Origin of the sequence: Aeromonas sp. MdU4, assembly GCF_041929505.1 — a bacterium.
In the GTDB taxonomy this organism is placed as follows: Bacteria; Pseudomonadota; Gammaproteobacteria; order Enterobacterales; family Aeromonadaceae; genus Aeromonas.
The window spans coordinates 32,887-47,302 of record NZ_JBHFMW010000021.1; the positions used below are offsets into that span (position 1 = coordinate 32,887).

Consider the following 14,416-nt stretch of genomic DNA (forward strand, 5'->3'; position numbering starts at 1 on the left):
AATCACACCCTGAAGCGACGTACCATATCCTGCAACTGGGTTGCCAGATGGTTCAGCTCATTACATGCCTGGGCCATCTGGGTAGCACCGGCAGCTACCTCTTCTGAAGCATGGCTGATATTAACCACGTTACGGTTGAGCTCCTCACTGACTGCCCCCTGCTCCTCCGTCGCAGTCGCAATCTGGATATTCATGTGGGAAATGCTGCTCACCGAGCCACTGATCTGGGAAATAGACTCCCCGGCTTCCCGAGCGGTAGAGACAGTGGTATTCATCAGCTCCTGGCTCTGTTGCATGGTACTGCCTGCCTGTTCAGCACGCTGCTGCAACTCGGCAATGATGGTATTGATCTGGGAGGTAGAGTCCTGGGTTCGTTTCGCCAGAGTGCGCACCTCATCGGCAACGACAGCAAAACCTCGTCCCTGTTCACCAGCTCGAGCCGCTTCAATAGCTGCGTTCAGTGCCAGCAGGTTGGTCTGTTCGGCAATGCCGCGGATCACCTCCAGCACCATACCGATATTGCGGCTATCGTCCCCCAGCTGGCGGATCACCACGGCGGTGCTCTCTATCGCCCCGGCCACACGCTCGATACGTTGAATGGAATCATTGACAGTCTTAGCGCCAAGCTCTGCTGTCTCGCTGGCCGAGGTCGCTGCACTGGCGGCATCACTGGTATTGCGAGATACCTCCTGAACGGTGGCCTGCATCTCGTTCATCGCCGTAGCCAACTGGTTCAGCTCGTGTTGCTGGGCATGCATGTTGTTGGCTGACTGGCTGGCGACCGAACTGATCTCTTCAGCAGCCGAGCTCAATTGCACCACCGATCCAGAAACTTCACTGACCAGTGTACGCAAATTGGTCTGCATCTCGCCAAACCCTTTGGCCAACGTGCCCAACTCATCATTATTGAACTGCTGCATATCGATGCGGGAAGTCAGATCACCAGAGGAGACCCTGCGAGTCTGCTCCAGCAGCGCCATCACCGGGTTGCGGATCTGACCGGTCAGCAACCAGGCAATCACCACTACAAAACCCAGGGTCACCAGGCTCACGATAATGCTCATGGTTCTGGCACTGTCGTAGAGATTGGCCACATCTTTTGTCATCCGCTCGGCGATCTCGTTATTGATTTCCCGCAGTCGCAGCGACTTGGAGCCAGCCTCTTCCAACGCGACACGGGTCTCGTTTTTACGCAAACTTCTGACACGATCCAAATCACCCGTTGCAAATGCGTTCATCAGCTCTTCATGCACCACAAAATACTTGGCTCCCGCACTTAACAGCTGCTCATAGGTCTGTTTCTCTTCATCGGTCGTAAAGGGCAAAGCACCGTATTTCTGGGCCGCAAGATCAAACTCCTGCTTGGCCTTGTTAAAGGTCAGCGTCCGTTCACTCACCTCCTGATTATCCTTGTTAAGCCCACCTATCACCTGAGCCAGCTCGGAACGCCGAGCATCCAAAATGGCGATATGCATCTGGCTGGCATAACGGGTCGAAGGCAGCATATTGGTGGTGATGGTCTCGGTATCACCATAAAGCTTTGCTAGCTGACTAATTGAAAACCACGCCAAGCCCAGAACCAGCAGAGCCAGAATGGCAAATCCGGCACTCAACTTTTGGCCGATAGACATGTTTTTGAACATATAAGGGCTTCCTTGAAATGAGTCTTCACTCCCGCAACATCCCTCGGGAATGGTCATATAGAGCATAGCCTGCACATAGAAAACGGAAGGATTTCATATCGTTTCTGTGCGTGCTTGGCTATCGGCCCAAGCCTCGACTCCTGAAGCCCCCCGGCCTTTCATTCAGAAAAATAGTCACTTCTTCAAGGTTATAAGATGCTGACGAAATCCATCCAGGTCTCCCAAGAAGTCGGCAATGCGGATAGGGGTCACCCGGCCATGACGAGTCAACCCCAACGTGGGATAACCCTGGCCGCCCAGTTGCTTAAGCCATCCCTGACTATCTGCCAGATGTTGCAGAAGGGGGGCCTGCAGATAGGCTTGCAGGAATGCCTCGGCCACGATGCCCTGCTCTGCCGCCAGCGTGACAAGAAATTCCGGCGTTCCAATCCAGAGCCCATCCCGATAGTGGGATTGCTGGATCCGGTGCAGCATGGTCAGGCCATCGCCACCCAGTGCGGTAACAGCAAGGACCGCACGGATCGGCGGCTCGGAGTCCAGCAGACACCCTTCCCGCAGCAACAAGTCGTTGAAGTAACGCTCGCCAAAATGTTGGCCGGTCAGTGCTTCGATCCGCTGATCATAGGGGCGCACATAATCACGCAATGCCTCGCCCATTGGCTGACGGCGGCTGCCAAGCCAGAGACCACCCGCATGCAGCTCGATCTTGAGCCCGGGGATACCTGCTGCCGCCAGCAACAGAGGGGCTGCGCCGTAGCACCAGCCACAAAGCGGGTCATAGACATAATGGAGGGTTGTTGGCTGTTCGTTCATCTTCATTCTCACTTCAATCTTGGCTAACAAACCGGGCCATCAGGCCCGGTAAACAACGCACGGAGTGCAGGTTCAGTGGCTTACCACTTCATCTCACCGGTATTGACCTTGGCTCCGATGGCCAGACCATCGTCAACCGGCAGCGAGGGATAGGCCTTCTTCAAGCTATCGATCAGTTGGCCGGAGTTCTTCGCCTTGGCCAGCTCTTGCTCGAAACGCTGCACATAGCCGCGGGTAAAGGTCACCGCTTCGCTCCCTTTCGGTTCAGCACCCAGGAAGTGGCCCGGCACTACCCGCTCGGGTTTCAGCGCCAGCAGCTTGTCAAGAGCCTGAACCCAGTTGCTGCGGGCCGCTTTGGTCTGGCTGTCTGCCATCCAGACATGCACACCATGGTAGACCGGCACACCACCAAAAGCGGTCTTGATGGAAGGGGCCCAGAGGTAGGCATTCGGGGTGTTCATCTCTTTAATTTCGATCTTCTGGCCATCCAGCGTCAGGTGGCTAGCAGTTATCACTTGCGGCACGGTCAGGCTCTTCGGTGCACCTTTGCCCAGGATCGGTCCCCAGTAAGCCAGTTTGGCATCCTTGGTCTCCTTGATGTGATCGACCACGTGCTGGTCGGCCAGCACCTTCACACTGGGGAAGGCGGCCAGCACAGGTTCCAGACCGAAGTAGAAGTCGGGATCGCCGGCACTGATATAGACAGTGGTCAACTGCTTGCCGCTCTTCTTGATCATGTCGACCAGCGCCTGACCATTCTGCACGTCGAACTGGGCATCGATCAGGATTGCCTCTTTGTCACCGGTTACCAGTGAGGAGGAGACCGGGAAGATCGCCTTCTCGCCAGGGTTGTAGACGGTCACGCTCAGCGGCGCGGCCAGCGCGACGCCGCTCAGCAGGGTGGTTGCCAAAGTCAGGTTGCGGATCAGGGTGCGGTTCATCATCTATTCCTCATTAAATATTCGGGGGGTCATTTGATGGACACAGTGTATTGGATCACATAAGGTGCAAATACAGCGTAAAAAGCGCATCACTGTTGCACATATCGAACATATAGAGAGCCATACATGGATCGACTGACCGCATTGCGGGTCTTCGTCAGCGTAGTCGAACAGGGGAGCCTGAGCGGCGCCGGCGAGAAACTGGATATGTCGCGTGCCATGGTGTCGCGCTATCTGGCCGAGCTGGAGAGCTGGATGGGCGCCCGGTTGCTGCACCGCACCACCCGGCGTCTCAGCCTGACCGGGCCGGGCGAGGAGGCACTGAACCGGGCCCGCGCCATGCTGGCGCTGGGAGAGGAGATGGAGCAGATAGCCGTGAAGGGGGATGACGCCCCCAAGGGACAACTGCGGCTCACCAGCAGCTACTCCCTCTCGGAAGCCTTGCTGGTTGGCGCAGCCAACGACTATCTGGCGCAATATCCGGGCACCGCCATCGATATCCTGCTGCTGGATAGAACCGTCAATCTGGTGGAGGAGCGGATCGATCTGGCCGTGCGTATCACCAATGATCTCGACCCCAATCTGGTGGCTCGCCGCCTTGGCACCTGCCACTCGGTGGTCTGCGCCAGTCCGACCTATCTGGCCAACCACCCAGCGCCGCAACAGGTGCAGGATCTGGCGCTGCACAACTGCCTCACCTACACCTACTTCGGCAAGAGTCTGTGGGAGTTCAACGGCCAGGATGGCCCCGAGTCGGTGCCGGTCAGCGGCAACCTGAGTGCCAACATCTCTAACCTGCTGCTGGAGGCAACCTTGGGCGGCGCCGGGATCAGCCTGCAACCGCGCTACTCGGCCCAACCCTATCTGGAACGGGGGGAACTGATCCCTCTGCTGACCCAGTGGCAGCCCAAGCGACTCGGCGTTTACGGGGTGTATGCCACCCGAAAACAGATGTCACCGCTGCTGCGCAGCTTCCTCGATTTCCTGCTGGCCCGCATGGCGGCCGACCCGCTTTGGCGGGAGTGAAAACATCCAGCAATGCAGAAGGGGCCGCAGAGGGCCCCTTCTATCCAGCACAGCTTTACTCAATGCTGCATCAGGCTTCAAACCCAAACGGGGTAACCGGAGGCGTCACCTCCCCCTCTTCATCGACGAAGATGTCGCGGTACGCCACATAGATGGAGTAGTTGAGCGCCGGTATCACCACCAACAGACCAACCAGTAGCAGCACAGCGCCAAACAGCAGCAGGATGGCACAGAGGATCCCCCACCAGAAGAAGGGCCACATGTTGCGCCAGCAACCGGCAAAGCTGAGACGAGCCGCCTGCAAAATACCGACGTCGTGGAAATAGATGAGAGCCGGAGCGAAAGTGACCGCCATCAGCACTGGAATAACCAGCATCATCCCCACCAGCAACACGATCAGCAACTGCTGCACCTGCAGGGCCGATACCACCATGCTATCGGGATCCTGGGTCAGCACCGAGAGCAGACCCCACATGGAGAGCAATCCCACACAAACCAGCCCAATCAGGGTAAAGAGAGCCAATACAAGCAGACCGCCCAGCATCAGCGGCGTCAGTTTGTGACGAAAACCGGCAAAGAGGTCGTTGAATTTGAGCGCTTCGCCCCGGTATCCCCTGGCAGCGACCACAGCCCAACCAGCGCCCCACACCATGTAGAGCAGTTGGGAGAGCAGCCCACCGGCTGGCAACAAGTCGAGCACCATGCCGACACCAAACCAGAACACCACCATGGCGACGCTGGCACCCATCCCCTTGTTGAAGATATCGAACCCGCTGCGCACCCAGACCCAGCCACGGCTGAGTGGGTGGCGTGCCGGTGCTTGGCGCAAAGGGGATAATCCATTCATGTCGTCTCCTCGGAATATCGGTGGCATCAGTGCCGGATGCCGATTCTAGAGGCTGGGCACCAGTGACTCAATGGCGAAGCGAATGGTCCGCGACATAAAACCTGACGCAGTCAGCCCCGATTACCTGCACTTTTCACCACCCGGCACTGGCTGCATCCACACGGAGAGGGCAAAATCGTCTCCCTGCGCCCGCAGGCCAATCAGCCAGCCCACGGGGCGCACTTTCCTCCATCAGAGGCGTTTTAACAGCGAGTGGTATCGTCATGAGAGTTGTGTGTTGTCTGTTGTTATTGCTGGCCAGCCAGTCGGCGCTTGCCGAAGGTTTTATCAGCCGTCTGCTCAACCATCCGGTGCCGGGTGGCGTGGCAGTCATCCCCCTTGGCAAGGCATCCCCCGCGCCACAAGCCCATTATCAGGGCAAGCCCGTACTGGTCGTGCAGGAAGATGGTCAGTGGATCGCCATCGTCGGCATCTCCCTCAAGAGCCCGCTTGGTACCCAGCAACTGACCACAAGCGATGGCCGCACTCTCGTCTTCACCGTCACGCCGAAGCACTATCGCGAGCAGCACATCAAGCTCAAGAACAATCGTCAGGTCAACCCGCTCGCCGAGGACATGGCCCGCATCAACCGCGAACTGGCCGAGCAGACCCGCGCCTACCAGACCTTCAGCCCCAATCAGCCGAGTAACCTGATGTTCGACAAGCCGGTCGATGGCCCACTGTCGAGCCCGTTTGGCCTGCGCCGCTTCTTCAATGGCGAGGAGCGCAACCCCCACTCGGGTCTCGACTTCGCCGTCGGCACCGGTACCCCGATCAAATCCCCCGCCGCCGGCAAGGTGATCCTGATTGGCAACTACTTCTTCAACGGCAATACCGTCTTTGTCGACCACGGTCAGGGGCTCATCAGCATGTTCTGCCACATGTCGAAAATCGATGTGAAGCTGGGTCAAAACCTGCCGCGCGGCGGCATTGTCGGTCGTGTTGGTTCGACCGGTCGCGCCACCGGTCCTCATATGCACTGGAACGTCAGCCTCAATGATACCCGGGTCGATCCCGCCATCTTTATCGGGGCCTTCAAGCCCTGAATCGGCAGAGCCAGATAACAAAACAGGCAGCCCATGGCTGCCTGTCTGCTATCTGCACCTGATTGCCTACCCGGCCAGCGCGTGGTCCCCGGACTCCCGACGCATCGCCCGCCACATCACCAGCACCAGCAACGAACTGCAGGTCGGCAACGCCAGCCAGACGCCGGGCACACCCCACAGGGTCGAGAACCCCCACAAGAAGCCGCCGATCAGCACCAGCTTGCCACCGGTGAGCAAGGAGGCAATACGGGCACGGTTGATGGCCTGGAAATAGGTCGCTCCCACCAGCAGCAAGCCTTCCATCGGCAGGCCCCAGAAGTAGAGCCAGATCCCGAGGCTCGCCACCGGCAACAAGGTGGCGTTGTCGCCAGCAAACAGATAAACCGCCCCTTCCGGCCATAGGTAGAGCGGTATCATGCCGCACAGGGCGATCCCCAATGTTACTCCGAGCGCCAGATTGCGTACCCGCAACACGCGCTGCCACTGGCCCGCACCCGCATTGAAGCTGGCGATGGGCTGGATCCCCATGGCGATCCCCTCAAAGATGAGATAGAAGAAGGCCTCGGTATAGCTGATCACCCCGTAGGCAGCGACATGCAATGAGGTGCCCACGGCAAGCAACGCCTTGTTGTGCAACGCCAGCACCACTGAAAGGTAGAGGTACATCAGGAAGCTGGAGAAGCCGAGCTTCACGGTTTCCAGCATCAGCTGCCAGTCGGGCAGCAAAGTATCCCAGCCGATACGCAGCTTGCTGCGCGGAGTAAAGAAGTGCCACAAACAGAGGCCACCGGTGACGGCCTGAGAGAGCATGGTGGCAATCGCTGCACCAGCCAGCCCCCAGGGAATGACGGCCATCAGCAGATAGTCGAGCAGCACGTTGAGCAAGCCACCCCCGACCAGGATCCAGGTTGTCAGCCCGGGACGCCCGTCATTGCGCAGCAGAGCGGTGAAGGCCATCGAGAGCACGGCAAACACCCCGAGCCAGGCGTACCACTGCAGATAGGCGAGTCCGGCGGTGAATATCTCCCCTTCCGCCCCCATCCAGGCCAACATTGCCCCCCCATAGTTGATGCCGATAAAGGCGAGTACAGCTGCAACCACCAGCACCATCACCAGCGCATTGCCAACAATATGGCGCGCCCGTTTTTGCTCTCCCTTGCCGAGATAGAAAGAGGCGAGCGATGAGGAGCCCATCCCGATCAGCGCACCGACGGCATACAGCACCGCACAAATGGGATAGGCAAGCATCAGCCCGGCCAGACCATCCTGTCCCAGAATATGGCCGACAAAAATGCCATCTATGGTGACATAGATGCCAGTGACCAGCATGGCGGCCACGGTCGGCGTGACATAGCGCCAGAACAGGCGGGAAAGAGGGGCTGAGCCCAGATCGACTGCGGACATAACATGCTCAACAAAGAGGGGGGAAACGGCGAGAATAATAGCCAAATCGGGTCCGGATCACCCGTTATTTATGTTACAAATCATTAATATGTAACACTTTACCCGTTTCGGCCCCTGCTTTAGGCTAGGGCCACCCTCTGATGAACGGACACGTGTTTCATGTTGCAACGCCTGCTCACACTTCTGCTGCTCTCCCTCACTCTGCTACCCCCAGCAGTACAGGCCGACGATGCCATTGCCCAGGCCGAGTCCCTGCTGCAAAGCGTGCCCAAAAGCGATACCCCGGAAAACCAGAAACTGCGCGAGAGCTATCAGCAGGCGCTGCAATTTGCCAGAGAAGCTGAACGCTATCGGGAACAGAGCAAGGCCTATCAACAGATCCTGATCGACTATCCCAAGGAGTCGGCCCGCCTGAAGGATAAGCTGCATAACTACCAGCCACAGAGCCGTCCTGCTCTCTCCAGCCTCAAGGAGGAGAACCTGCGCCAGGCCATTGGTCTGAGCAGCAATCGCCAGATGATGCTACGCAAAGAGCGCCAGAACATCATGGACAGCCTCAATCAGCTGGAGAGCACAGGGCAGGATTATCACCTGCGGGTGGATGATCTGCGCAAACAGTTGCAAATGACCCGTAGCCAGCTGGAGCGACTCAACTTCAGTAGCGAATCGGATCGGCTGCAAGAGGCACAACTGCTGCTGACCAGGATCAAGGAGCGAAGCCTCTCCGACCGGATCCAGATGCTGGAGCTGGATCAACTCTCGGCCCAGCAACGCAATGATCTGGGCAAACTCAAGTTGCAGGAGATCAATCTGGCGATTGCCGACGAGGATGAGTGGCAAGCAAGCCTCATGACACAACAGAACCAGTTGCGCCGTGAGAAGACCGAACAGGCTCTCGCCGAAAGCGAACGGCTGCGCAAACAGCTCTCCAGCGATATGCCCCTGTTGCAGGAGCAGCAACAGCAGAATCAGGCACTCTCCATTCAACTCAGCAGGCTAGAGGAGCAGATCGAGGAAGTACAGGACGAGCAGCGCAGCGTCGACAAGAATCTGTTTGAGCTCAATGATCTGGTGAACTCGGTCAGGGAACAGCTGGAGTGGCTGCAGATAAGCAATGCCTATGGCGAAAACCTGCGCAGCAAACTATCCGACCTGCCCGCCTACTTCCCGCTCGACAAGCTGGAGTCTGCCATCGTCAACGCCCGTATGACCAAGAACCAGTACGAAACCGAGCAGGATAATCTCAAAGACCCTCGCGAACTTCGGGATCAGTTGCTGACCGATGAGGGCGTGACGCTCGATCGTCCACAACTGGCAGTGCTCGACAACCTGCTCAAGGCTCGTCGCCAGTTGTTGACCCGACTCAATGATGCCTCCGACACCCTTATTCAGGAGCAGACCCGCCTCAAACTGCTCTATAGCCATCGCAACAGCAAGATCGACGAGATCCGTGAACTCAGTGCCAGCCATCTGTTTTGGCTACCTGACGTGCGCCCGCTCACGCCGCAGGTCATGCTCGGCATTCCCGCCGCTCTGGCGCTCGCCTTCAACCCGGACAACTGGCTGCAGGTTCCCCATGCCATCGCCGAAAACACGCCTCTGAGCTTGACACTGGCCACGCTGGGACTCTTGGTGTTGGCCTGGAGTTGGTTCAAGCTGGCGCGCCATCTGACTCAATACTGCGATTACATCGCACCGCGGATTGGTAAAGTGACCCAAGACAAGTTCAGTCTCACCAGCCGCCTGCTACTACGTACCCTGATTGCAGCTCTGCCACTACCCGCCATGGTAGTGATGGGTCGGGGCCTGCTGGGCACGGCCTGGCAGTACCCGTTTGCGGTTGCCATCGCCCGTGGTCTTGGCGAGATCTGGTTTCTGCTGCTGGCCCTGCTGCTGGCCCGCCATCTCACTCTTGAGAAGGGGATCCTGATCCACCACTTCCGCTGGCCAAAAGAGCAAGTACAGAAAGTGTGGGGGCAGTTTCGTACCCTGCTGCTGGTGCTGATCCCGAGCTTCTTCGTGCAGGGGATGGCTAACAGCTATCAGGAGCACGCCTTCTACGACTCGCTGGGGAGGATAGCCTTTATTATCGGCGCCCTCTGGCTGTTGCTCTTCTTCGCCCGCCTAAACCGGGAAAGACTACCGATCACTTGGGGGCAGAGCGATATGACCAAACCCCACCTGCTCCACCACTTCATCTGGAACAGCCTGATGCTGGCCCCGCTACTGGCTGTCATCGCCACCCTGTTTGGCTACTTCTACACATCACGCGTTCTACTGCGCCAACTGGAGCTGAGTCTGCTGATGGGACTTGGCGGTCTGCTCGCCTACTACCTCGCCAGACGCTGGATGCTGATCCAGCGCCGCCGCCTCGCCTTCGATCGCGCCAAGAGCAAACGGGCCGAGATCCTGGCCCAGCGCGGCCGTGACGAACATCAGGAGGATCTGAGTTCGGAGATCCCCGATGTGGTAGAAGAGACAGAACTGGATCTTGATACCCTCAGCGCCCAATCGCTGGGGTTGATCCGCACCCTGTTGATGCTGGGCTTCACCATGCTGGTGGTGGTGCAATGGTCTGATCTCAACTCCGCCTTCAGCTTCCTCAGCAATATTGAGGTGTGGCAGGTAAGCAACAAGATTGGCGGCATCGAGCAACTCTCTGCCATTACGTTGCAGGATCTGATGCTCACCGCCTTCGTCTTCATCCTGACCGTGGTCACCGCCCGCAATTTGCCTGGGTTGATGGAGCTGACGCTGTTGCAGCACCTGAGCCTCTCCCCCGGCACCGGCTTTGCTCTGACGACGACCAGCAAGTATCTGGTGATCCTGATCGGCACCCTCACCGGTTTTTCCATGCTCGGCATCGACTGGTCCAAGACCCAGTGGCTGGTCGCGGCCCTCTCGGTTGGCTTGGGCTTTGGCCTGCAGGAGATCTTCGCCAACTTTGTCTCCGGCCTCATCATCCTGTTCGAAAAGCCGATCCGGCTCGGCGATACCGTCACCATCCGCGAGCTCACCGGCACAGTCACCAAGATCAAAACCCGCGCGACCACTATAGTGGATTGGGATCGCAAGGAGATTATCGTTCCCAACAAGGCCTTCATTACCGAGCAGTTCATCAACTGGTCGCTCTCCGACGCCATCACCCGGGTCAAACTGCGGATCCGGATCGGCCTGACCCGGGATCCAAAACTGGTGCAGCGCATTCTGGAAGAGTCGATCCAGGCCTCCACTCTGGTGCTGGAAACGCCGACCCCCGAGGTCTTCCTGATCGAATTCACCGACTCGGCGCTGATCTACGAGATCCGCCTCTACGTCAACAACATGGATCACCGGATGCCCATCACCCACGAAGTGCACTCGCTGGTGCTGGAGAAGATGCAGCAGCAGGGGCTGACCCTGCCCCATCAACAGATCGACATTCACCTGAGCCGGGGCTGACCCGCGAGGTAAAAGGAGCAAAATATGCAGATTATTGCCCACCGTGGCGCCAGCGGCCTGGCTCCGGAGAATACCCTGAAGGCAATAGCTAGGGCATTGGAGCTGGATGCCAAGGCGATCGAGATCGATGTCCAGAGTGCCGATGGTGAGTTGTGGGTATTCCACGACCGGCGCCTGGAGCGCTGTACCAATGGCAAGGGTGTGCTAACAGAACAATCTCGCTCCTACCTAGAGCAACTCGATGCCGGAGAAGGGGAAGTCATTCCGACCCTGTGGCAGGTGATGGAGCTCATCGCCGGACGCTGCGAGCTGCATATCGAGCTCAAAGGGACAGATACCGCGGCGGGGGTCGCCGAACTCACCAGACAGGCAGAAGCAAAGCTCGGATTTGCCACCAACCAGTGGGTAGTATCCTCCTTCCATCATCCGGAGCTGGCACGTTTTGCCGCCTTGCGACCCGATATCCGGCTCGGTGCACTTACCGCCAACCTGCCGTTCAAACTGGCGCAGTTTGCCGAACAGCTGGGAGCCTGGTCACTCAATTGCGACGTGGATTTCGTTGACCAGAGTCTGGTTGCAGATGCGCATCGGCGTGGTTTAAAGGTTCTGGTTTATACCGTTGATTATCCTGATGATTGTGAAAAATTGGCCAATATGGGGGTTGATGGAATCTTTACCAATAGGCCGGATCGTTTCCTGGCATCATGAGGAAACGATACACATATGGATAAGCACCGATTTAGGCACTAACTTTAAATTGCTGACCGGGATACAAAGAGTTCAACTTCAGCCGATAAGAACAGGCTCATAACAATAATTAGTTTCCAAACACTCAGACTGACGCCCACAAGGATGTAACTATGAACTTATCGATTAAAAACAAACTGGTCCTGGCTATCGGCATCATCATTCTGGTGATCACCGGCCTGCAGGTCTGGTACAACACCTCGCAGCTTCGTAGCGAAACCGAGCGATTAGTCTGGAGCAGTATCGATGAAAGCTCCATGGCAAACGTCAAAGGAATCTCCCGCTGGCTGGATGCCCGGATGAGCATGATCTCCTCCACCAAGGAGGCTTTTGCCAAAGAGCCCGAGCCCATCAGCGCCCTTGCTCAGACCATGAATGCAGGGGGGTTCGATCTGGTCTACGCAGGCACAACTGATGGCAAGATGATCCAGAGCAAACCCACCAACCTGCCTGCCGGTTATGACCCGCGGCAACGGCCCTGGTACAAGGATGCTATGGCCGCTGGCAAAATGGTTGTCACCGCCCCTTACGCCGATATCAGCACCGGTCAGCTGATCGTCACCATTGCCGAGCCATTCCAGCGTGGCAGTACCCAGGGGGTCATCGCTGGCGACGTATCGATCAGCGCCCTTATCACGGATATTCTGTCGACGACCACCGAAGGTACCTACGCCATGCTGGTTGACAGCAACGGCACCATTATTGCCCATCCAGATGCCTCGTTGTCGCTCAAGCCAACCTCTCAGCTGGCTCCTGACATGACCGCATCCTACATCAATCAAGTCGCCCACGACGGCATGATCAACGAGGATGTTATCAGCGGCAAAAATGTGGTGTACGACTTCAACCAGATCCCCAATACCGACTGGTATTACGGCATGATGGTGGACGCGGATATTGCCTACCAATCGGTTCAACGTATGGTGACCTCCGCCCTGATCCAGGGACTTATCACCATTCTTATCGTGGCCGGTTTCTCCTACGTGGCCATCAATGGTTCGCTCGCTCCGCTGAAAGTTCTGGGTGAGGCGATTGCAGACCTGTCACGGGGTAACGGCGATTTGACTCGCCGTATCAAGATTGAACGGGAAGATGAGGTAGGCGCGGTCGCTAAACACGTTAACACCTTCATCGACCGGATCCATGTGATGGTGCAGGATATCTCCAACTCCTCCGGCCAATTGAACCAGCAAGCCAAGTCCTCCCACAGCATGGCGGAAAAAGCCAATCATGGGCTGGCACGCCAACAAAACGAGATCTCCCAGATCGCCACCGCGGTGCACGAGATGTCAGCCACTGCCGTCGAAGTGGCCAGCAATGCCGAGCAGACAGCAGATGCAGCCCGCTCCTCCAGTAGCAGTTGCGAGCATGGTAAGCAGGTGATTGCCCGTAACCAGCGCTCCATCACTGACCTGGCCACCCAGGTTGAGCAGGCTTCCAACATCATTCAGGAACTGGAGAAGAATGCTCAGGAGATCAACACCATCCTCTCTACCATTCAGGGCATTGCCGAGCAGACCAACCTGCTGGCATTGAACGCCGCCATTGAGGCAGCACGAGCTGGCGAGCAGGGACGTGGCTTTGCGGTGGTAGCAGATGAAGTACGGGTGCTGTCGCAGCGTACCCACAGTTCCACCGTCGAAATCCGCAGCATGATCGAAACGTTGCAGCGCAACACCCAGGGTGCGGTCAGTACTATGCACGAAGGGCAATTGCTGGCTCAGAACAGTGTGGATGACGCCAATAACGCCACCCAGGCGCTGGAACAGATCACTGCGTCCATCAACCAAATCTCCGACATGGCGACCCAGATCTCCAGCGCCGCCGAGGAGCAGCGGGCGGTGACCGACGAGGTCAGCCGTAATATCCAGGCGGTGAAAGATGTCTCCGACGAACTGGCGGTAGATGCCGACAGTTCACGCCATCTCTCTGAACAACTTAAAAATATTTCGGGTGAATTGAGTAATCAGGTTGGCATGTTCCGCATTTGAACATGATGAAGCAAGGGGCCGGACAGGCCCCTTTAATTTTCTAAATTGCGCTTAATTATCAGTGAGTAATCTAATAATACCCGTCTAGAACCCACGCCAGATTATCCTCATCAAACCGCTGGTTTTTCTGTTGCCCCCTTCCTCTCTGCAGCTCATTTCGAATTACTTTTTTTAACCCAAAACACTAAACACCAATAATTCTCATTAAAAAATTTTAATAAAAAACTTAAAATTTTTTTCTAGAGTACCCAAAAAGAGAGGTAATTCGCATTTTGCTGAAAGAAAACTACGTACAATCCTGAAGTTAAAGTACTCGTAGCAAGGTGTTAGACTGCTCAACAACACCAAAAAATGGCGATAATTACGACATTTTCATCTAGGAATTTGGGTGTTTTATAGAAAAATAACCAATAAAAATAGAATAAAACCTAGCAGTTTGACTTGCATCAAGCCTGAATTTTTTTCATAGAGCAAAATC

General features: G+C 56.8%; 10 protein-coding genes. 5 read left to right on the forward strand and 5 right to left on the reverse strand.

Annotation, left to right across the window (positions count from 1 at the left end; translation table 11 throughout):
• Positions 1 to 2: 2 nt before the first annotated feature.
• From ACE1BR_RS11070 to ACE1BR_RS11080, 3 genes are all read right to left on the reverse strand, one after another.
• Positions 3 to 1,643: a methyl-accepting chemotaxis protein gene (locus ACE1BR_RS11070; protein WP_374870214.1), complete on the reverse strand. Its 1,641-nt coding sequence runs from the start codon at positions 1,641 to 1,643 to the stop codon at positions 3 to 5.
• Positions 1,644 to 1,817: 174 nt separating this feature from the next.
• Positions 1,818 to 2,462 carry a DsbA family protein gene (locus ACE1BR_RS11075; protein ID WP_374870216.1) on the reverse strand — a complete coding sequence of 215 codons (645 nt, stop codon included), beginning with the start codon at positions 2,460 to 2,462 and terminating at the stop codon, positions 1,818 to 1,820.
• A gap of 74 nt (positions 2,463 to 2,536) precedes the next feature.
• Positions 2,537 to 3,397, reverse strand: coding sequence for a Vmh family MBL fold metallo-hydrolase (locus tag ACE1BR_RS11080; protein WP_374870217.1), 861 nt, complete (start codon positions 3,395 to 3,397; stop codon positions 2,537 to 2,539).
• Between the two features lie 126 nt (positions 3,398 to 3,523).
• Here ACE1BR_RS11080 and ACE1BR_RS11085 point away from each other — a divergent pair, with 126 nt between their 5' ends.
• Positions 3,524 to 4,423, forward strand: a complete 900-nt coding sequence (locus tag ACE1BR_RS11085; RefSeq protein WP_374870219.1) for a LysR family transcriptional regulator — start codon at positions 3,524 to 3,526, stop codon at positions 4,421 to 4,423.
• A gap of 70 nt (positions 4,424 to 4,493) precedes the next feature.
• Here ACE1BR_RS11085 and ACE1BR_RS11090 read toward each other — a convergent pair whose 3' ends face one another.
• Complete coding sequence (locus ACE1BR_RS11090; protein WP_374870221.1) at positions 4,494 to 5,270, reverse strand: BPSS1780 family membrane protein; 777 nt, start codon at positions 5,268 to 5,270, stop codon at positions 4,494 to 4,496.
• A 263-nt stretch (positions 5,271 to 5,533) separates the two neighbouring features.
• Here ACE1BR_RS11090 and ACE1BR_RS11095 point away from each other — a divergent pair, with 263 nt between their 5' ends.
• Positions 5,534 to 6,355 (forward strand): peptidoglycan DD-metalloendopeptidase family protein, encoded by an 822-nt coding sequence (locus ACE1BR_RS11095; RefSeq protein WP_374870223.1) that lies wholly within the window; start codon positions 5,534 to 5,536, stop codon positions 6,353 to 6,355.
• 66 nt (positions 6,356 to 6,421) lie between these two features.
• On the opposite strand, the gene ACE1BR_RS11100 is transcribed toward ACE1BR_RS11095, so the two are convergent.
• Positions 6,422 to 7,759, reverse strand: coding sequence for an MATE family efflux transporter (locus ACE1BR_RS11100; RefSeq protein ID WP_374870225.1), 1,338 nt, complete (start codon positions 7,757 to 7,759; stop codon positions 6,422 to 6,424).
• Positions 7,760 to 7,918: 159 nt separating this feature from the next.
• Here ACE1BR_RS11100 and mscM point away from each other — a divergent pair, with 159 nt between their 5' ends.
• The 3 genes from mscM to ACE1BR_RS11115 all read left to right on the forward strand — a co-directional run bounded on the left by mscM (position 7,919) and on the right by ACE1BR_RS11115 (position 13,938).
• On the forward strand, positions 7,919 to 11,200 hold the full coding sequence (mscM, locus tag ACE1BR_RS11105; RefSeq protein WP_374870227.1) for a miniconductance mechanosensitive channel MscM: 3,282 nt from the start codon (positions 7,919 to 7,921) through the stop codon (positions 11,198 to 11,200).
• 24 nt (positions 11,201 to 11,224) lie between these two features.
• A complete protein-coding gene (locus tag ACE1BR_RS11110; RefSeq protein ID WP_374870229.1) occupies positions 11,225 to 11,908 on the forward strand; it encodes a glycerophosphodiester phosphodiesterase in 684 nt (227 codons plus the stop codon).
• A gap of 152 nt (positions 11,909 to 12,060) precedes the next feature.
• Complete coding sequence (locus ACE1BR_RS11115; RefSeq protein ID WP_374870231.1) at positions 12,061 to 13,938, forward strand: methyl-accepting chemotaxis protein; 1,878 nt, start codon at positions 12,061 to 12,063, stop codon at positions 13,936 to 13,938.
• Positions 13,939 to 14,416: the final 478 nt, after the last annotated feature.